14 protein-coding genes, 1 pseudogene and 1 riboswitch are annotated in these 21005 nt (G+C 45.2%); of the genes and pseudogenes, 12 read left to right on the plus strand and 3 right to left on the minus strand.

Annotated elements, in window-relative coordinates:
• Window positions 1–151: 151 nt before the first annotated feature.
• Window positions 152–634, plus strand: a complete 483-nt coding sequence (locus tag NB504_RS07295; protein WP_010317305.1) for an Lrp/AsnC family transcriptional regulator — start codon at window positions 152–154, stop codon at window positions 632–634.
• Between the two features lie 21 nt (window positions 635–655).
• Entirely contained in the window at window positions 656–2071 is a 1416-nt protein-coding gene (locus tag NB504_RS07300; RefSeq protein ID WP_258428574.1) for a coniferyl aldehyde dehydrogenase, read from the plus strand.
• On the opposite strand, the gene NB504_RS07305 is transcribed toward NB504_RS07300, so the two are convergent.
• Window positions 2068–3966 (minus strand): SgrR family transcriptional regulator, encoded by a 1899-nt coding sequence (locus NB504_RS07305; protein WP_194663044.1) that lies wholly within the window; start codon window positions 3964–3966, stop codon window positions 2068–2070. The two genes, NB504_RS07300 and NB504_RS07305, sit on opposite strands and share 4 nt — an antisense overlap.
• 145 nt (window positions 3967–4111) lie before the next feature.
• Between NB504_RS07305 and NB504_RS07310 the strand changes: the two genes are divergently transcribed.
• From NB504_RS07310 to NB504_RS07325, 5 genes and pseudogenes are all read left to right on the plus strand, one after another.
• Window positions 4112–4249 carry a hypothetical protein gene (locus tag NB504_RS07310; protein WP_013868191.1) on the plus strand — a complete coding sequence of 46 codons (138 nt, stop codon included), beginning with the start codon at window positions 4112–4114 and terminating at the stop codon, window positions 4247–4249.
• A 181-nt stretch (window positions 4250–4430) separates the two neighbouring features.
• A riboswitch (FMN riboswitch) is annotated at window positions 4431–4587 on the plus strand.
• A 92-nt stretch (window positions 4588–4679) separates the two neighbouring features.
• Window positions 4680–5336: a 3,4-dihydroxy-2-butanone-4-phosphate synthase gene (ribB, locus tag NB504_RS07315; protein ID WP_013868190.1), complete on the plus strand. Its 657-nt coding sequence runs from the start codon at window positions 4680–4682 to the stop codon at window positions 5334–5336.
• A 335-nt stretch (window positions 5337–5671) separates the two neighbouring features.
• Window positions 5672–6145 (plus strand): annotated as a pseudogene (locus NB504_RS18500) (methyl-accepting chemotaxis protein); the annotation flags it as partial.
• 42 nt (window positions 6146–6187) lie between these two features.
• Complete coding sequence (locus NB504_RS18505) at window positions 6188–6568, plus strand: CZB domain-containing protein (protein WP_405054803.1); 381 nt, start codon at window positions 6188–6190, stop codon at window positions 6566–6568.
• A gap of 119 nt (window positions 6569–6687) precedes the next feature.
• Window positions 6688–7170 carry a DUF1456 family protein gene (locus NB504_RS07325; RefSeq protein WP_038148283.1) on the plus strand — a complete coding sequence of 161 codons (483 nt, stop codon included), beginning with the start codon at window positions 6688–6690 and terminating at the stop codon, window positions 7168–7170.
• A gap of 129 nt (window positions 7171–7299) precedes the next feature.
• Here NB504_RS07325 and NB504_RS07330 read toward each other — a convergent pair whose 3' ends face one another.
• Window positions 7300–8961 carry a methyl-accepting chemotaxis protein gene (locus NB504_RS07330; protein ID WP_019281765.1) on the minus strand — a complete coding sequence of 554 codons (1662 nt, stop codon included), beginning with the start codon at window positions 8959–8961 and terminating at the stop codon, window positions 7300–7302.
• Window positions 8962–9252: 291 nt separating this feature from the next.
• On the opposite strand from NB504_RS07330, the gene NB504_RS07335 reads away from it, so the two are divergent.
• Window positions 9253–9609, plus strand: a complete 357-nt coding sequence (locus NB504_RS07335; protein ID WP_026027197.1) for a YibL family ribosome-associated protein — start codon at window positions 9253–9255, stop codon at window positions 9607–9609.
• Between the two features lie 62 nt (window positions 9610–9671).
• On the opposite strand, the gene malT is transcribed toward NB504_RS07335, so the two are convergent.
• Window positions 9672–12380, minus strand: coding sequence for an HTH-type transcriptional regulator MalT (gene malT, locus NB504_RS07340; RefSeq protein ID WP_013868185.1), 2709 nt, complete (start codon window positions 12378–12380; stop codon window positions 9672–9674).
• A gap of 587 nt (window positions 12381–12967) precedes the next feature.
• Between malT and NB504_RS07345 the strand changes: the two genes are divergently transcribed.
• The 4 genes from NB504_RS07345 (at window position 12968) to NB504_RS07360 (ending at window position 20880) form a co-directional block, all read left to right on the plus strand.
• A complete protein-coding gene (locus NB504_RS07345; RefSeq protein WP_013868184.1) occupies window positions 12968–15421 on the plus strand; it encodes a glycogen/starch/alpha-glucan phosphorylase in 2454 nt (817 codons plus the stop codon).
• A gap of 101 nt (window positions 15422–15522) precedes the next feature.
• Window positions 15523–17700 (plus strand): 4-alpha-glucanotransferase, encoded by a 2178-nt coding sequence (gene malQ / locus NB504_RS07350; protein WP_258428575.1) that lies wholly within the window; start codon window positions 15523–15525, stop codon window positions 17698–17700.
• Between the two features lie 181 nt (window positions 17701–17881).
• Window positions 17882–20071 carry a 1,4-alpha-glucan branching protein GlgB gene (gene glgB / locus NB504_RS07355; RefSeq protein ID WP_258428576.1) on the plus strand — a complete coding sequence of 730 codons (2190 nt, stop codon included), beginning with the start codon at window positions 17882–17884 and terminating at the stop codon, window positions 20069–20071.
• Between the two features lie 290 nt (window positions 20072–20361).
• Window positions 20362–20880: an Hcp family type VI secretion system effector gene (locus tag NB504_RS07360; RefSeq protein ID WP_013868180.1), complete on the plus strand. Its 519-nt coding sequence runs from the start codon at window positions 20362–20364 to the stop codon at window positions 20878–20880.
• Window positions 20881–21005 lie beyond the last annotated feature (125 nt).

Genomic DNA, 21005 nt, shown 5'->3' on the forward strand with positions numbered 1-21005 from the left:
TTCTTTTCCTTTTTTCTCCTCAGTCTTTTTATTCTAACGTTCCCCTATTCTATGTGATTTATATCACAATGCCTTGTGATGATAGGTTGGTTTAACGCTGTAAGCCATTATTGTATGCCATATCACTTTTTTTTGAGCGCCGTGCAAAACCATGAGCCTAGACCGCATCGACCAACAGATCTTACGTATTTTGCACAGTAAAGGACGGCTTCCCGTTGTTGAGCTAGCAAAGTTGGTGAATTTAACCACATCTCCTTGTTCTGATCGTGTCAAACGCTTAGAAAAGGAAGGGTATATCAAAGGCTACCATGCAGAACTGTGCCCAGAAAAGTTAGGTCTGGATGTACAAGTGTTCATTCATATTCGATTGGATCAAACCAGTTTCTCTATTTTTGAGCGTTTTTCACAAGCAGTGGCGGACATCCCAGAAATTGAAGCATGTTATTCATTGTCCGGTGATTTTGACACCATGATCAAAGTGAGAGTGAAAGATATGAAAGCCTACCAAAGTTTTATGTCTGGCAAGTTGGGTACATTGCCGGGAGTGATTCAAACGCGCAGTGAATTTGTGATTGAAGAACATAAAGCCAGCTTTGGCATTAATCCTGAGCTCATTTCCAAGACGCTGCCTTAGCTGCGAATGAGGTGAAATACGGTGCAAGAAACAGAACAGCAACAGCCCTTAACTAAAGACGTTACGACACTTTTTACTAGATTAAAACAGCAGACAATAGCAGAGCCGTATCCTAGCCTTGAGCAAAGACGTATTTGGTTGCAGCGCTTAAAAAACGCGTTACTCAGTGAACAGGCCGCGCTCGTTGAGGCCTTAAATCGGGATTATGGTTATCGAAGTCGCTTTGATAGTACGGTTTGCGATCTGCTACCGGCCGTTTCACACATTAATTACACGCTAAAACACCTCAAATCGTGGACAAAATCGCAATCGCGTCATGCAGGTTGGCTATTACTGCCGTCGACAGTGAGCGTTCACTATCAACCCTTGGGCCTTGTGGGGGTGATTGTACCTTGGAATTTTCCTATCGTGCTCAGTATGGCTCCATTAGTCACAGCATTGGCGGCAGGTAATCGCGCTATGGTCAAATTGAGCGAACATACGCCTTGCACCAACCAAGTGTTGATGCGTATTTTTGCGACGGTCGATGAAGCGGTTGATACTGTAGAAGGTGGGGCTGACGTTGCCGCACAGTTCAGTGCGTTACCCTTTGATCATCTGTTATTTACGGGGTCAACACCGGTAGGTAAATTGGTTGCCCAAGCGGCGGCGAAAAACCTAACACCAGTAACGTTAGAGCTTGGTGGAAAATCCCCCGTGATCATTGCACCTGATGCTGACCTTGCGCGCAGCGTTGATAACATCATGCTTGGCAAAGCCATCAATGCAGGGCAGATCTGTGTCGCTCCTGATTATGTTTTACTGCCGGAAGGCAAACAACAAGCCTTTGTGGAGCTCTATCTGCAACGCTTTAAGCGCTATTTTTCCACTAAAGATGGCTACGATACGTCACATATTATTAATCAAACCCAGTTTGATAGGCTGCAGCAATACTTAGACGATGCTAAACAAAAAGGGGCTACAGTGCATTCCGTAGAAGGCGATGCAAAAGCGGGCACGTATCAATTTTTGCCTTGCTTAGTGACGAATGTGAAGGTTGATATGTTGTTATCCCAACATGAGATATTTGGCCCCATACTGCCGATATTGAGCTATCACAGTTTGGATGAAGCGATAGCTTATATCAACGCTCGCCCACGTCCGTTAGCTTTATATTTAATGAGTGATGATCACGAGGTGATCAAACAGGTTAGTACACAAACGCATAGTGGTGGCCTAGCTGTGAACGATACTCTGTTACATGTGGCCGCCGATGATGCCCCCTTTGGCGGTATTGGCGATTCTGGGGTTGGGCACTACCACGGGATTGAAGGTTTTAAGACCTTTTCACACGCCAAAACCGTATTGTTTTCTAAGCGTTGGTTGCCACGTAGCCAGTGGATGCTGCGTTATCGTTTAGTGATGCTGGCAATATTACGCAGGCTATTTATTCGCTAATCAATGGACCACACATTTTTAATATCAGGCCATCCCCAGTTGGTCAGTGCAACGTCTTTGAGCACACCCTGAAAACGTAATGTTTGCTTATGGTGGAACAAAGGGACGAGGCAGTATTCGTTGATCAAACTCGATGCTAGCGGTTCCAACGCGATAAGGTAGTGTGTCAATGGTGTCGTTGATCGAATGTCGATTAACGCTTTGAGCAGCCATTGGCTCTCTGCGGGGCCAATGCAATGGTGCAACATTGGGTTGCCAAATAAATGGCTAAATGCACTGAAATGCCGATTGTCATCTAAATTAATATTGGTGATAACTATGGTTTCGTACAATTTGCCTTGCTGGGCCAGAAAATTCAATTCTCGGTAGGAGTAAATGTTGACGGCAGCAGCCAGCCCCATCTCCTCTAAAATATGTTTCACACCGAAGGCGCAATGAATCAGTACCGTGTAGTCATAGACGGCAATCGAGATTTGATTTGGCAGGCTTGCTTTGGGCGCTGGTGGTCGCACCACAGGTTGCCATACTGGCAGTAGGTTACTGGCAACGACTGCGTCAAACTTAGTTGGTTGTTGTGCTAAATAGTGCTCTAGTTTTTCTCCAGATATCTCGGTAGCTAGGTAGCGTTTCTGATTTTCATTGAGAGGTGAATGAGCACCTTGATTGAACAAAATAAACATGCAGCCATCTTCCACTCTTGATGACTGATTAGAGGTGATGATCGCCAGTTCTTCAACGTTACTCAGCTCTACATCGTGGTGGCAAGAGATGTTTTGTTGCTGATTTTTTTGTTTGATATGCATGCCTTGAGGGTACAACTCGTCTTCATTTAAAATCCAAATTGTGACGTGATCCGTTAAAGCTCGGCAGCCATAGAATTGGTCAAATGCGCTTAAAATGAGTTTGTGAGGTGAGTGATCTTGAACTTGAAATGGGCCACAACCTGTCACCATTGGGGAGTATGCATTGTTCACTTGGCTGGCTGGTTGAATTGAATATTTGACGCCAGAGAGCAACCCTGCAAATCCTAAATCAGATTGATTAAGAGAAAATACTACTTTTTGTGGTTGTGGTGCGCTTACATCAACCAAATGCGCGAGCTCTTTTTTGTACTCTTCCAAACTAGAGAGTTTGGCAAATAAACTCACGATCGTATTAGCATCAATCGGTGAGCCATCGTGAAACGCCAATCCGGGGCGAAGATAAAATACCCACTGAAAATGTTGTGCATCATACTCCCAGTGATGGGCTAATTCTGGATGAAAGCGTCCTTGTTCATCACACTGGATGAGGCAGCAATAGATTTGCCTGAGCAGAAATCGCTCACTACTACGTTGTATTTGATGGGGCACTAGCCGTTCAAATGGTCGTTTATACGTCAGTTGAATGTGTAAGCGACCTTCGCGAATAGATGCGCCGGAAGTACTTTGCAACAAACGCCCAAACACTACCTCATCATTATCCAGTATGGTTAAGGCTTTTTCATATTTCCCAGCCAAAATTTGCTCTTTCGCGAGCGTTTGTTTGATTGTGTCTAAATCGAGGTTCAGGCGCAGTATCGAGCGTTGGTTACGTCCGACTTTGGGTTGCCACTTGAGCCAACCTTGTTGCTGCATTTTAGCCACCAGATTTCGTGCATGACGCGGTGAGGTGAATAAACATTCTGCAACCTGTGTTAACGACACTTTAATCTCTTGACCCACACCAAGCACGGTCAGGCGTGTGTAATAACGTAATAAAGTAAGATCAGACACTCGCAAATCCTCTGGATGAAAGGGAAGAGATAGGCAGTTCAGTTCTTCGCACGGCCTTGCGCTTTGCCCTCCTTTATGGCCAAGTTGTTTGGGTATAGTAGCGAATTTATGAAGAACTAAATAAGAAATATTAATGATCATTTGTTCCTCATTTATTGATTTTTAGTTTTTAAATATCGTTTTAAGGCTAATTTCGATGATATGAGGAATTAAAAAATAAAAAATTCTCAGTTTTTGTATTCCTTGTTTTGATTGACAATCAACGCATCGATAGCTGAGGAGGTGAATGATGAACGACCCCATAACGACTGACACCAAACAGCCAACACCGCTGGCGATCTATTACCGCCAGCGTTTAGAAAAATCACGTAACCCTATAGAGGTAATGGCGATTTTAGCTCTGATTCATTTATGTCACTGGTGACCATGAATAAAGGCATCTTGCATACCCTAAACTCTTGAGTTAGCTATGCTCCTGTTACCCCCAATTGCATAATTGCAGGATGCCTTTCCTTTTCGATACACATCACTTTTTCTTCGTCCTACTTTTCATCTTTATCGTAAACGACTACCATGACATCGCTTTTTTAAAGCCAATTTATATTTTAAATTCTCAGGGCGGGGTGAAATTCCCCACCGGCGGTGTGTTTGTTTTTTCAGTTGAGAAGGCAGATGAGCCCGCGAGCGCTCGATGTATCGAGGTCAGCAGATCTGGTGAAAAACCAGAGCCGACGGTTATAGTCCGGATGAGAGAGAATGAAGAGACGCCAGTTAGTTCGCTAGCTGGTGCAATTTGTTTTGGATTTGATCCCTCATAGCAGCCCTGATTCTGGTGATTTTTTAGGAGTACAACCATGAATCAGCTATCTCTACTTGCCAAATTTGGCGACCCTATTACTCGTGTTGAAAACGCACTGTCTGCGCTTAAAGAAGGGCGAGGTGTGTTGTTGCTTGATGATGAAGATCGTGAAAATGAAGGCGATATCATTTATGCGGTTGAGTCACTGACCACACAACAAATGGCACTGATGATCCGTGAATGCAGTGGCATCGTCTGCCTATGTTTGACCGATGAACAGGCTAATCAACTGCAACTGCCCCCGATGGTAATGCATAACAATAGCGCAAACCAAACCGCTTTTACTGTCTCGATTGAAGCAAAAACAGGTGTAACTACGGGCGTTTCAGCGCAAGACCGAGTGACCACAATAAAAACCGCGGCCCGCTTTGATGCTAAAGCCGATGATCTTGCACGCCCTGGCCATGTCTTCCCACTTCGCGCTCGGGCGGGAGGTGTTTTGGCTCGTCGTGGGCATACAGAAGGGACGGTTGATCTTATGCAAATGGCGGGTTTAATGCCTGCGGGCGTATTGTGTGAACTCACCAATCCTGACGGTTCCATGGCCAAAACACCCGAGATCGTTGCGTTCGGGCAAAAGCACAATATGCCTGTATTGACGATTGAAGATATGGTGCTGTATCGAACAAGACTTGAACTCAAACAGGCTTAATGAATGTCGAAGGGGGCTAGGTGCGTCCCTTCACATTACTCCGATTTAATCTGCTTATTTTGAAATGAGAAGTGCATAAAATTATTAACGTTCGATTAAACTTATGTAGATTGACGATGTTATTTTTGCCGAGGTTGAGCATGCTATTTAATAAGAAAATGCAAAAAGAAAATGATGATTTGAAGGCTCAGATAGCTGCATTACAAGCACAGCAAAGACTTGAGCAACAAAAGTGGCAAGATGAAATTCAGCAGCTAAAAGAACAGCTGGCCTTATTGCGTACATCAACTCAATTAGAGTCTGATTTGATGGCCAGCCATTTGAGTGGTAGCCACATGCTAGAAGCCATCCGTTCTGGTCTGGCTCACAATGCTGAGAATTTATTGCGTGAGAACGAATCACTGAAGCAACTGAATAGTATTTTTGGTCAGACAAGCACAGCAATTAATCACTTATCTTCTCGAGCAGAAAAAATTGCAGAATACGCTCACGCTAGTATGGAGTCGGTGACTGTTCTAGATAAAACAACCATTTCGATTGGCCAGTTAGTCGGCACGATCCAAGAGATTTCGCAACAGACCAATTTATTGGCACTGAATGCAGCTATTGAAGCGGCACGCGCAGGTGAAGCGGGTCGAGGTTTCGCGGTCGTGGCCGATGAAGTACGGGCATTAGCTTCCAAAGCCAATGATGCCAGCACTAAGATTGAATCTTTAGTTGGGCAAGTTCAGAACCAAACGGAAAGTATTAAAGGTTCAGTGAATCAGAGTCAAGAATGTGCAATCGAAGTAGAAAATGCTTCAAATGAATTAAAACAGACGGTAACAATCGTTTTAGACAAATCAAAACAAATGCAAGAAGTTATTCGTATTGCGACGGCGTGTTCTTTCCTTGATACGGTGAAATTGGATCACGCAGTTTGGAAAAATGAAGTGTACGATCACATCCTCAATCGTCGGTTTGAACATGGGATGAATACTCATCAAGAGTGCCGTCTAGGTAAATGGTATTTTGAGGGTGATGGTGCGCGTGAATACAGCCAGCTTCCCAGCTTTGCTGGTTTGAATGCTCCTCATAAATTGGTGCATGATTCAGGAAAGAGTGCACTGAAGTCTGGTCAGAATGGTGATTGGACACAACTGATTAAGCAAGTTGATACTATGGAATTGGCCAGTAAATCGGTGGTTGATTCGATAGACCGATTACTAAAAGAGGTAGTAAACACACATTAAACTCAGACGGTATTACGTAAAATAGATAGGTGTCCGATCGCTCTTCTGCTACAGTGGCGCGCTATTTCTTCACAGTCTGTCATCTTGATGGCACTGGAAATCTAACCCTAGGATCTATTTTGACCAATAACGATATTTTACGCCGTATTCGCTACACTTTTGACTTTAAAGACTCAGCTATGGTTGAGATTTTTGCTGCGGCGGACGGCTGCGTTACTCAAGAGCAAGTGACTACTTGGCTAAACAAAGAGACGGAATCTGTGTTGAGTGATGTGGATCTAGCGATATTTCTCAATGGTTTAATCAATACAAAGCGTGGTAAACGCGATGGTGAACAACCTCAGCCTGAAACACGCTTAACCAATAATATGATTTTCATGAAATTGCGTATTGCGCTGGATATGAAAGCAGAAGATATTTTAGACACATTAGCTTTCATCGATTTTCGTTTAAGTAAGCACGAGCTCAATGCATTTTTCCGCAAGCCTGACAATAAACACTACCGTGAATGTAAAGATCAGATCCTGCGTAACTTTTTAATGGGTGTTCAGCGTCAGTTGCGTCCAGAAGATAAACGCGAATATCAAGAAAAAATCGATTAAACCAAAGAAATCTCCTGTAAGTCATTAGGGATCTCTTCATTGAAAAAAGCCATGTCGACATGGCTTTTTTACTTAGTGATCAACGATCTTCATTCTGACGCTTACGAATATCAGTTTTACCTCTTCTTGCTAAACTTTAAAGCGGTCTACCAACTCATAGAGTTCGTTGGCTCGGCTATTCAGCTGTTGGCTACCCGCTTGGTTCTGATTAGCCAGTTCAGCCGATTGACTACTTTGATCAGATATCACCACAATACGCTCTGATATCTCTTGCCCAACAATACTTTGCTCTTCTGTTGCCGTTGCGATCAGTGCGTTCATATCCATAATCGTGGCAATAGAGTCTTGAATTTTTTGTAATGCTGTCGATGCGGCATTGGCTTTTTCTACGGTGCTTAAGCTACGACTTTGGCTTGAATCCATCGCTTTAACTGCGGCATCAGAGGCATTTTTCAGTTGCCCGATCATGGCATGAATTTGCCCTGTACTGTCTTGGGTACGGCTGGCTAATTTTCGGACTTCATCCGCTACCACGGCAAATCCTCGTCCTTGCTCGCCTGCGCGAGCTGCTTCAATAGCTGCGTTTAACGCCAGTAGATTGGTTTGTTCCGCAATATCTTGGATAACCGCAAGTAGAGACGAAATGTTTTTCACATCGCCTTCCAGTTTTGAAATCACAAGGCTCGCTTCAGCGACCTCTTTGGCGAGATCCTGTACCGATTGTGCGGCTGAATCAACAATTTCATGGGCATCTTTGGCGTTGTCGTCAGCATCTTTTGCCGATTGAGCGGCATGGTGGGCGTTGTTCGAGATCTCTGTTGCAGTCGTGGTCATTTCTGTCATCGCTGTCGCTACTTGATCGGTCTCTTCACGTTGCCCTGATGCAATGGCGTCAACTTGTTGTGCTCGTTGTGTCATGTCATTGGTTTCATCCACAACCTGTTGCCCAACTTGGTGCACGCGCGCAATGATACTTTGCAAGCTGGAGACAAAGGCATTGAAGTTATCACTTAATCTTGCAAATTCAGGGGCGTTGAATTTTTCCATTCTTGCAGTTAAATCAGCGTCACCGCTTGCAAATGAACGAATCGATAAATCAAATAGCTCGAGAGGACGCATGATACTGCGATTTAAAATGATGGCGAAAAAACCGACGATGAGGATAATGATCAAGCTCATCAAACCGATATTGACTAAACTGCTTTGCATATTTTCCGCAGCGAGTGTTTCCATGTTGGCGATTACGGCATCAATGTCATCGGTGTAAAAGCCAGTGCCTATCGTTAGATCCCATTGTGGTAAATAGGTAGAATAGGCCAATTTAGGTAGTGGTGTCGTCTCTCCCGGCTTGGGGAAATAGTAGGTAGTGAACTTATCTACTTTGGCATTTTTGATTAAATCTTGGATTAAATAGTTGCCATGCGTATCTTGCATGTTCCAAAAGTTATCGCCTAAACCAGCATTACTTTGGCCCAGTAGTAGTCGATCCCCTTTGCTATTGTAGCCAAAGATATAGCCACTATTTTCAAATGCGATGTCACGCAGTATGGTGATGGCTTCGCTGAGGGGAGCGTTCTTTTGTTTGAGTGATTTGAGCGCTGTATCGGCAATTTGCAGATATGAACGCAGCTCATTTTGTTTCATCTCCATCATGCTAGCGCGGGTAGCAGCCATTTGTTCGTGATTCAGTTTTTGTGTTTCTGAAAAACTGAGATACATCATACTTAACGAAATAATCAGTAGCGGAACAATGGATAGCACGTAGAGTCTTTGGCGAATAGTCAGGCTCATGGTTATTTCCTGTTGTTATGTTATTGGCCTTGGTACTTTAACTGACGGTTGACATGCTCGTTGTTGTTATAAATATAGCTTAGCTAAGTTTGCGGCACCGCGTCTTACAAAGAGCATATTTTCATATGAAAAATGGGTGTTATGTCAAATTGGAATGCTAAGTAGAGTTGTTATGCCCTCTATGACTTGCCAGTGGCTTTCATTTCACTGGTTTAAGCTTAATTTCTATATAGAGTATAGATAGGCTGTGATATACTCCGCGCCCACTTTACTTTCGAAGAGCCAGTGACCATGAGCCTGAAAAATGAAATTCAACAACTCAATAACCGTTTAGATACGTGTCGCCATAAGCTCGATGCGGCTAAAGGTCGTGGCGATCAAGTAATGATCAGCAAATTTACCGATGAAGTAGAACAACTGACGAAAAAGCTCGCTCAAGCAAAACACAAGCAAAATTATACGGTGAGCAAAGAGCGTAAGAGTTTGCTCGATATGCCATTTTCTCGTGAGTTGACCAAAGCCGAACAGGCGGATTTAGGTCAATTGAAAAAGTCAGTTAAAGGTTTAATCGTGGTACACCCGATGACAACAATGGGCAAAGAACTGCGTTTAGAAGTGATGACTGGTTTCGCTCCAAAAACCTTCTAACCATCATTTTTTACGACAGAAAAGAGCCAGATTATCTGGCTCTTTTTGATCGTACCTGCGACTCAATAGCCCATAAGTTGCAATAAATTCTCGGCGGTGTGGATTGCCTCTTTGCGGTTAGCAATATTCAGTTTTTGGTATAGGTTGCGGATGTGGGTTTTGATGGTGGTTCCTGCGACATCCAGCTCTTGTGCAATTTGCTCATTGCTAAACCCAGAGTAGATAAGCCCCAAGACTTGCCATTCACGTTGAGTGAGTGGGCTGGTACGAACCAGCTCAGGAATATTTGGGTGATTAACCAGCTTCTCAACAAACTCTTCGTCGAAATGGACTGATCGGCTGCGCTGAGTGGTAGAGATCTCTTTCATTAACTGTTGTGCGCGGTGGCGTTCCAGATCTCCCAATTCGGATCGGCTAGAGAGTTTTTCCAACAAGTGGCCGATCTGCGAACCATCGATTAAAAAGTTACCCACCATACCCGTCTGATTGGTTAGCTGTAGCGCCTCTTTGAGTTTTTCTTTCGCCACTTCTTCGTTGTGCACTGTGGTGGCTAGAACGGCTTCGAGGATCAAATTACGGTTTAGGTCAGTAATCAACTGATAAGTTTGCGCTTCGTGCTGCATAAACGTCAAAGTTTGAGTCGCATCTTCCAAATGACCTAAGTGAATCTGAACTCGAGCAATATTGCGCCATTGAAGCTGTGAAAAGTGATTGCATGCTTTTTCTGGTCGAATGGTGGTCTTGAGCCACTGCAACATTGCTTCATCATTGCCACGAGCTTGCCAAAATAGAATCAGTGAGAGCGAAGCATTCGCCGTCCAGTCTACGTGATAAGTCGATTGTTTCAGTAAGTGCTGTATTTGTTCGATGAACTTACCCGCTTTATCGAGTTCACCACGGCCAATAGCAATACGTGCCAGCATCGAATAACTGTGCAGATGCTTGCTGGGAGAGTGGTTGCCCAATACGCGTAGTCCTTTATAAGCGCACTCTTCCGCTTCATCCAAGCGGTTCCAGCACCACAGGATTTGGGCACGTATCCGTAGTAAGAACTCATGCAATGGCACTTGCTGTAATTGCTGCTCTTCAATTAATTTGAAGGCAATATCTTGTACTTCAAAAGCGGCTTGCACATAACCTTGGGCAATCAAGATCTCGCTTTGCTGTAGTAATGCCCATAGCGCTTGGTGGTAAACCTGATACTGGCGTGCCAGCTTTTCGGTTTGTTGCATCATCGAGAGTGCGCGGCTTAATTGACCGAGCACGTGGTTCACTTCGCCGACGACTGAAGTGGCGACAATACGACTGCGGTAAACGGTGTGATCCAGTTGGCTTAGCGCTAATTCCGCCAGTTCTAAGGCTTTTTCTGGCTCATTTTGGTTGATCGCGACTTGAGCACGCAGGGCATTGAATTCGCCTTGTTCTTTGGTGCTGAGCTGAACATTAAGCGCTTTCATCTCGTTGGTCGATTTGGTCAGCAGATCCCCAACGTCAAAGTAGCGGTGCTGACTTTGAGCCAGCCAAGCTTGTAGCATACACAGTTTAGGCTCGCGATAGAGCTGAGTGGGGGAGAGTTGGTTAATGGCCTCTTCGAGAGCCAAAAGCTCGCCTTGGTTGAACATCTTCCAGCCAAATTGCGTCAAGATAGTAGCGAGTAAGTCAGTATCGTTAGCGAGCGTGGCGTGACGCAACGCTTGATGAGGTGTGGCTTCTTGCAACCAAGCGTGCGCGGCGGCACGGTGCAGATCGTGCTCCTGCTGCGGGATGCGCGCCAAGCGTTCATGAGAGAGGAATTCCGCAAATAAGTTGTGGAACCGGTACCAGTTGTGCTCACCTTCCAGTGGATAAATGAATAAACCATAGCGGTTGAGCGACTCAATCATGCTCAGCGCGTCGTCACGTTTGGTGAGTGCAGAGACTAACACGTCATTAAAGTGATCGAGCACCGAGCATTGCATCAAAAATTGGCGCGTTTCTTTATCCAGCAGATCAAACACTTCCTCAACTAAGTAATCCCATAAATGTGCATGATTAAACTGCGATACCGACTCCGCTGTTTGAGCCAACGTGCGCTTTTGGTGCTGTGCTTGTAAGGCAATCAATTGCAGTGCAGAGGGCCAGCCTTCGACATAGGTGCACAAGTTGTTGGCAGTATCATCATCCACGCCATCAGAGACCCGTTGATTAAAGAAGCGTGTTGTTTCTTCGGTATCAAAGGCGAGTAGCTCATTACCAATTTCGATCATCAAATCGCGTACGCGCAAGTTGGCCGTGCCTAATGGTGGTGTGGCACGGCTAGTGACGACCAGCGTTAGGTTGTCTGGCATGTGTTTGAGGAAAAAGCGCATCGCTTCGTGGATATCGTCATCGGCGATCAAATGGTAATCATCGAGAACCACATAGCACTCTTTGTTAAAGCCAGACATTTCCGAAAACACTTCACTAAATAGCGAGTGTAAAGAAGAGAACTGGCGTCGCTCGGCCAGTTTCTGGGCATTTGGACAACTTTGCTGAGTCGCTTTATTAATCGCTTGCAGTAAGTAGTTGATAAATCGGAACGCATCATTGTCGCTTTCATCGATGCTATACCAACCCACATTGGTCTTGTCTGATAACCATTGCGCTGCCATGGTGGTTTTTCCATAACCAGCAGGCGAGCGAAATAGCACGAGTTTGTAGCAAGGTGCTTGGGCAAGCAGCTCTAACACACGCGGGCGAACGATGGCGTTGTGTAGGCGGCCGGGACGAGTAAGCTTAGAAGGTATCCACATCTTCCAGATTCCATTTATTGTTCTTGTTACTGACTTAAAAGCTGATCGCAGCTTTGGAGGTGCTTAGTAAGAAGAGCATCATTATTTAGGAGTACACAAGTGAACTATCACTCATTTTGTGTGGATGTTACTTGATGTCGTGACGCACGTTTATTGATCCATCCCGAGATTCTTGCAGGATTCACATTTACTCATCATCTACGCCCTGTAATTGTGACTTTAATCACTAAAACTTCTTTGTTATGCGCTATATAAAAACTGAGCATGTACAAAATCTCATGTAATTTGTAAATGAAGCTCATTTTTTTTGAGAGCCAATTCTCATATTGAGAGATTGATATTCTTGATCGAAACCTTAGCGTCATGAGCGGTATTTAGGCTAGTGAGCAAGGTGATGTGATCACAATCACTGCTTATGAACCGCTATGTGCAACGAATGAGAGATAGATCACTGCGACTCTGGTGCTCGCCCTCTACGCCCTGAGCCCTCCTCCTAAACGAGGTCATTTTTAGGAGGATGCCGACCTTGCGTCGCTGATGCACGATATGCCGAAGATGAATTAAAACGACTAAGTGAGATTTCGCTAATGAAACCTACGCAACAGAAGAAGTTTGATAAAGCTTCGTTCCAAGACAACGTAAAGAAACACCTGACTGCCACCTACGCTACCACCATTGAAAATGCAGATAGCCGTTCATGGTATCTCGCAATGGGGCGCGCACTGGCTGAATTAACGATGTTTGATCTACTCGAAACTGAGCAAGACGAGCGCATTGTTAACGCTAAGGGTCTGAACTACTTATCACTTGAGTTCTTGATTGGCCGTTTAACAGGCAACAACCTCATCAGCATGGGCCTGTATGAGCAAATCACGGAAGCGATGGCTGATTTAGGTCAGAACCTAACGGATTTATTAGAAGAAGAACGTGATCCATCCTTAGGTAATGGTGGTTTAGGGCGACTTGCGGCATGTTTCATGGATTCGTGCGCTGCGCAAGAGTACCCAACCGTAGGTTATGGTTTACATTATGAATACGGTTTGTTTAAGCAATCTTTTAGTGAGGGCCACCAACAAGAAGCTCCTGATGAGTGGCGTTGTGTTGAAGGCTACCCGTGGGAAGTGGCACGACCACACCTAGCACAAGAGATTGGTTTTTACGGCCATGTTGACGTTATCAATGACAATGGTGTGGAAAAACGCCGTTGGATTCCGAGTATGTTTGTCCAAGCAATGCCTTGGGATTTACCGATCGTCGGCTATGAAAGCGACACGGTTTACCCACTTCGTTTATGGGAATGTCGCGCAATTGCGCCTTTCTCACTGGCTGATTTCAACAACGGTAACTACTTTGAAGCACAGCATGCCTTGATTGATGCAGGCAACATTACCAAAGTACTTTATCCAAACGATAACCACGAAAAAGGCAAGACACTGCGTTTGATGCAGCAATATTTCCATAGCGCGGCGTCAATGCGTGACATTTTGCGTCGTCATGCGGCGGCGGGTCATGACATTGCTGATCTTCCTAAATATCAAACCGTTCAGCTAAACGATACTCACCCAACGATTTCCATTCCTGAATTGATGCGTATCTTGATTGATGAGAAAGGCATGGGCTGGGATGAAGCATGGGCGATCAGCTCAAAAACGTTCGCCTATACCAACCATACGCTACTGCCTGAAGCACTCGAAACGTGGAGCGAGTCGTTGATCCAGCGTTTGCTTCCTCGCCATATGGAAATCATTTACGAAATCAACCACCGCTTCCTGCAAGAAGTACGAGCCAAGTGGCCGGGTGATGTGTCGAAACAGCAAAAACTCTCCATCATTCAAGATGGTTTCCACCGTGTAGTGCGTATGGCAAACCTTTGTGTGGTTGGCTCTTACGCTGTGAACGGTGTGGCGGCGCTGCACTCGGAGTTGGTAAAACGCGATCTTTTCCCAGAATTCCACGAGCTTTACCCAACACGTTTGCACAACGTAACAAACGGCATTACGCCGCGTCGCTGGTTGAAATTTTGTAACCCAGGTTTGTCGGCGCTTATTTCGGAAAAAATTGGCACTGAGTGGCCAGCGCACCTTGACCAGCTAGAAGCGATTGCGCAATACGCTGACGATGCGAAATTCCAAAAAGAGTTTATGGCGGTTAAGAAACACAACAAGCAGCGTCTGGCTGATTGGGTATCAGAGAACATGGGTATTGAGCTTGATACCAATGCCATCTTTGATGTGCAGATCAAACGCTTGCATGAATACAAACGTCAGCATTTGAATATGTTACATATTCTCTCTTTGTATCATCGTTTAGTGAATGACCCAACGTTCGATATGACGCCGCGCGTGGTGTTCTTCGCGGCTAAAGCGGCACCGGGTTACCACCTAGCTAAAGAGATCATCTACGCCATCAATAAAATTGCGGAAAAAGTAAATAACGATCCGCGCATTGGTAACAAGCTAAAAGTAGTTTTCATTCCTGATTACCGCGTGAGCATAGCTGAAATCATCATTCCTGCTGCCGATGTATCCGAGCAAATTTCTACCGCAGGTAAAGAAGCATCCGGTACCGGTAACATGAAAATGGCGCTAAATGGTGCTTTAACCATAGGTACGATGGATGGTGCAAACGTGGAAATTCGTGAGGAAGTGGGTGATGACAACATCTACATCTTCGGTTTGGAAGTGGACGGAGTCGAAGCGTTAAAAGCCAGTGGTTATAACCCATATGATTACTACAATGCGGATCCGCTGCTTAAGGCTTCACTGGATTTGTTGGTGGGTGAAGAATTTACCCCAGGCGCTCCGGGTAAATTGAAAGCCACGTTCGATAGCTTGCTTGATGGTGGTGATCCATACCTAGTGCTGGCTGACTTCGCTTCGTATGTACAAGCGCATCAGGCGATGGACAAACAGTACCGTGACCAGGCTGGCTGGGCGAAGAAAGCGATTCTTAACACCGCGTTGGTGGGTAAGTTCAGCTCTGACCGCAGTATCCGTGACTACGTTAACAACATCTGGAAATTAGAAACCGTTAAACGTTAATTTTCAAGTAAGCCAAGGCCTTAGAGCCTTGGCTCTATGATGACTCATTATAATAAAACCCTACCCATTTGAAGGGGAAAGAAGTCCCTTCGGAGAAAGCGATGAAACAACTAAACGCATTAAAACAAGTAGCGGCGATGGCGAACATTGCCGACAGCTACATAAGCGCGTGGGGCGACGAAGCGAAAGTGGAAGATGAAACCATTATCCGCTTATTGGCGTCTTTGGGCTATGACACAACCAATGATGAAACGCTGCTGAAATCAGCAGAAAAGAAACACAAGAAAGATGTATTAGATCCTGTTCTCGTTATTCGTGAAGGTGAAGCGGTGGAAGTGCCACTTTATCTAGGTGCCAGCGCACGTGAAAGCGAATTTAACTGGCGCTTAGAAACCGAGCAAGGAGAGGTACTTGAAGGCTATCTTCAATCGCAAGTCGTTCGTGATGAACGCGCTGAGGGTGGCCCTTTAGTGTTTGCATTGCCAAGCGATTTGGCATGGGGATATCACAAACTGTTGGTGACACGGAAACGCCGTAAAACACCGTATGAGCTCACGCTGATAGTGACGCCAAAAGCCTGTTACAAACAAGCACCTATTATTGAAGGTAAAAAATTGTGGGGCCCGAGTGTGCAGCTTTACACGCTGCGTACTCAGCACAACTGGGGTATTGGTGATTTTGGCGACTTAAAACAGTTAGTGGCGGATATTGCCTCTCGTGGCGGCGATTTTGTCGGCCTTAACCCGATTCATTCTCTCTTTCCTGCAAACCCTGAAGGGGCGAGTCCTTACAGCCCATCGTCACGCCGTTGGCTCAATATTTTATACATAGACGTGAGTTCAGTGCCTGAATTTGCTTTGAGTGCGGATGCGCAGCAAAAAGTAGGCAGTGCGGAGTTTCAGCAACGTCTTCAGAAAGTACGTGAAGCGCATTGGGTAAACTACACCGAAGTTGCAACATTAAAAATGAGTGTCTTGCCACTCCTGTTCACCGAATTTAAAAAACGCCATTTAGATAAAAATAGCGATCGCGCACAAGCCTTTTTGAATTTCGTTGAAGAAGGTGGTAAGAGCTTAGTGCACCAAGCGGCATTCGATGCGCTGCATGTCGATTTACATGCCCAAGATCCGAATGTATGGGGCTGGCCGGTTTTCCCTGAAAAATATCGTCGGTTTGAAAACAGCGCAGTACAGAAATTTATCGAAGACAATCAAGATAAAGTTCACCTATACATGTACTTGCAGTGGATTGCTGATGGCCAAATTAATGAAGCCCAAGCACTCGCGGAAGAAAAAGGCATGGCGGTCGGTTTATACCGCGACCTTGCGGTGGGTGTGGCTGATTCAGGCTCTGAAACTTGGGCTGATGCCGGTAACTTGATTTTAGACGCCAGCATTGGCGCACCGCCCGATATTCTTGGACCATTGGGTCAAAATTGGGGCTTACCACCGCTTAATCCACAAGTATTACAAGCAACCGCTTACGATGCTTATATCAAGCTGCTGCGCGCCAATATGAAACATTGTGGTGCGCTGCGCATTGACCATGTACTTGGTTTACTGCGTTTGTGGTGGGTACCAAAAGGTGAAAATGCCACTAAGGGTGCTTATATCTACTACCCAGTACAAGATATGCTCGCGATTTTAGCGTTGGAATCTCACCGCCATCAATGCAGCGTGATTGGCGAAGATTTGGGTACAGTACCCGATGAAATCGTCGATATTTTAGCCGATGCGGGTGTTCACTCTTATAAAGTGTTCTTTTTTGAAACCGCAGAAGATGGCGGCTTTATCTCACCGAAACATTACGCCGCTCAGTCGATGTCGGCACTGTGCACACATGATATGCCAACGTTGCGTGGTTTCTGGCATTGCGATGATCTCAAAATGGGGAGCGAAATTGGTTTGTACCCCGATCAAGCCCAGCTCGAAGCCTTGTTTGAGGACCGTTTGAAATGTAAACAAGGCATTTTGGATTCGGTGGCATGGCATGGTTATTTGCCTGAGGGTGTGGGGCGCGACGCAAGCCTTGTTCCAATGGATTCATATTTAAGTGAGGCGCTGCAACTGCACGTTGCATCTGGTGCATCGACCTTGTTAAGTATTCAGTTAGAAGATTGGTTGGAAATGGATAAACCCGTTAATATTCCGGGCACCGTTAATGAGTACCCTAACTGGCGTCGTAAACTTTCAATGAATTTGGATGAAGTATTTGCGCGTGATAATGTCAATCGCATTGCTGCACGTTTAACGGAAGTGCGAGCGAGTGTAAGTAAATAATCACTTACTGAATAAACCTTGATGTGGCTTAGTGTTATCTTTCTTAATCATGGCATGAAGAATTTTAGTCTAGGTCACTCAATGTAACAGCAGAGTTCGGTACACTGAACCTCGCTAGTATGCCCGCCATTTTAGCGGGCATTTTTATACGTTTAAAGAAAGTTAGGTTAGGAGTAGGGATATGAAAACAAAAAAGCTTTCAAAGCTAAAGCAGGCATATAGCCAACTTTCCCATGCATCATTTACAGATCCATTCTCATTTTTAGGCCCTTACCTCGCACCCGATCAAGGTGCGCTACGTGTTTGGATGCCGGGTGCCGAAAAAGTTGAGCTGGTGGTGGAAAATCAACCCCGCATTCTGCTTGGGCGTGAAGATGAGTCGGGTTTCATCCTAAAATCAGATATTGATTTACGTTTTACCCACTACCAATTGGCGGTCGATTGGGCAGGTGTCGAACAGCTCATCGATGACCCATATCAGTACCATGGTTTATACGCTGAATATGATGATTTACATACGCCGAAATCGATGTATCACCACATGGGTTCGCAGTTCGTGACCATGGAACGTGGTGGTAAACAAATCTCAGGTATCCGTTTTTTAGTCTACGCACCGCATGCCAAAGCGTGCAGTTTGATTGGCGCATTTAACCAATGGGATGGACGTCGTAACCCAATGCAGCGCCTTGATTACGGTATTTGGGGGATTTTCATGCCCAACTTACCCGAAGGTACGCAATACAAATTTGAATTGAAAGGGCCTCATGGTGAAGGGTTACCGCACAAAGCCGATCCTTGGGGTCACTATGCTGAGCAATACCCTTCGTTTGCTTCAGTGACGTATGATCATCGGCGTTATGAATGGCAAGACAGTACGTGGCAAGCTCGCCCCATCACCGAAAAGCGCAAGCAAGCGCTCTCTTTCTATGAGTTGCACGTGGGCTCTTGGCGTCGTAATTCGGCGGGTGAATTTTTAAATTATCGTGAGCTGGCTGATCAACTGGTGCCTTATTTGGTGGATTTAGGCTATACCCATGTAGAGCTTATGCCCGTTTCTGAACATCCATTTTATGGTTCTTGGGGCTATCAACCTGTTGGCTTATTTGCGCCAACGAGCCGTTTTGGTACGCCCGATGATTTTAAATATTTCGTTGATCAATGTCACCAAGCCGGCCTTGGTGTGGTGCTCGATTGGGTTCCCGCACATTTTCCTGCCGATAGTCATGGTTTAGCCAATTTTGATGGCACTCCTTTATTCCATGACCCTGATCCACGCCGTGGTTGGCATCAAGATTGGAGTTCGTATATTTACGACCTTGGCCGTGAACATGTGCGCCGTTTCTTAGTCTCGAATGCGTTATATTGGTTTGAACAGTTCCATATCGATGGCATTCGGGTCGACGCCGTTGCTTCGATGCTCTACCTCGACTACTCACGCAGCCATGATCAGTGGATCCCAAATGTGGATGGCGGCAGAGAAAATTACGATGCGATTGCCACCTTAAAGTGGATGAACGAAGAAGTGTACAAACACTTCCCGAATGCTATGACCATTGCTGAAGAATCAACAGCTTTTCCCGGCGTTTCAGCGCCAACCTTTATGGGCGGCTTAGGTTTTGGTTTCAAATGGAATATGGGCTGGATGCACGACAGTTTGGCCTATATAAAAGAAGATCCCGTCCATCGTAAATACCATCACAACGTCATCACCTTCCCGTTAGTCTATGCACACAGTGAAAACTATGTGTTGTCGCTATCACACGATGAAGTGGTGTACGGCAAGGGTTCGATCCACAACAAAATGCCCGGCGATGAGTGGCAACAAACGGCAAACTTGCGTGCTTATATGGGTTACATGTATGGCCAGCCGGGTAAAAAACTCAACTTCATGGGCACTGAATTTGGTCAAACGGCAGAATGGAATCATGATGACCAACTTCAGTGGTTCTTATTGCAGTTTGAACGCCATCAAGGAGTGCAGAATTTAACGCGAGATCTCAATAAGATGTATCAAGCCGAGCCTGCACTTTTTGAGTTAGACAGTGAGCCTCGTGGCTTTGAGTGGCGCTTACAAGATGCGGCCGATGCGAGCATTCTTGCGCATGAACGCATGAGTGACTGCGGTGAACGTATTTTAATTATCACCAATTTTACCCCTGTTCCTCACCAAGCTTTTCGTTTAGGTATGCCTGTCAAAGGTGAGTATCAATTACTGCTTAATACAGATGATAGACACTATGGCGGTAGTGGTTTTGAAGTCAAAAACCGTGTACTGACTGAAAACGTTGAGAGTGAGGGTTTAGACCAATCTATTTTGGTCTGTGTACCGCCACTGGCAACTCTCTACTATAAGCTAGAGACAAGGGTATAGTTGTCAACCCCATTGCAATTTAATGAGTTGAATGGTTCCTTGTGAAGTCTCAACATCAAAATCCCGATTTACAGTGTGAATCGGGATTTTTACATCTGGCTGTCTCAGAATGAGGGTAAGTTTTTACCCATCGAAGCAATATCTTGCTCATACTGGGCAGGTTTTTGCTCAATCAAAAATACATACAATATAAGTGTTTGATTTTAAATAGTAATAGAGTTGGCACTGACTTTGCTCTATGACGAGTGAACTTGTTTCATACCATTCATCATTAAAGTAAGGAATTTGCAATGCCAACTCCATGTTATATCTCTATCGAAGGCGAAACTCAGGGCCTGATCACTGCTGGTGCTCTGTCTACTGATTCAATCGGTGATGCGTTCGTTGAAGGTCATGAAGACCAAATGTTGGTTCAACAATTTGACCACGTTGTAACTGTACCGACTGATCCACAATCAGGTCAGCCTTCTGGTCAACGTGTTCACAAACCATTTAAATTCACCGTAGCGCTAAACAAAGCGGTTCCTCTTCTTTATAACGCACTGGCGTCTGGCGAGAAGATGAAATCGGTTGAGCTAAAATGGTACCGCACTTCTATCGAAGGTAAGCAAGAGAACTTCTTCACTACTACACTCGAAAGCGCGTCTATCGTGGACATTCACTGTGAAATGCCACACTGCCAAGATCCAGCGAACGGCGACTTCACACAAAACGTTACGGTTTCTATGTCTTACCGTAAAATCCTGTGGGATCACGTGAATGCGGGTACTTCAGGCTCTGACGACTGGCGCAAGCCTGTTGAAGCGTAATCACGCTTAGTTTTTGGGTCGCTCACTCGTGTTTCATGTCCTTGGGGTGAGTGGCCCACACCAAAACCTTAAGCTCAGTACGTAGCCTAGTTATGTATTGAGCTTAAGGTTTTTCGACATTCAAA

Origin of the sequence: Vibrio sp. RM-69-4, from assembly GCF_024743775.1 — a bacterium.
In the GTDB taxonomy this organism is placed as follows: domain Bacteria; phylum Pseudomonadota; class Gammaproteobacteria; order Enterobacterales; family Vibrionaceae; genus Vibrio; species Vibrio anguillarum.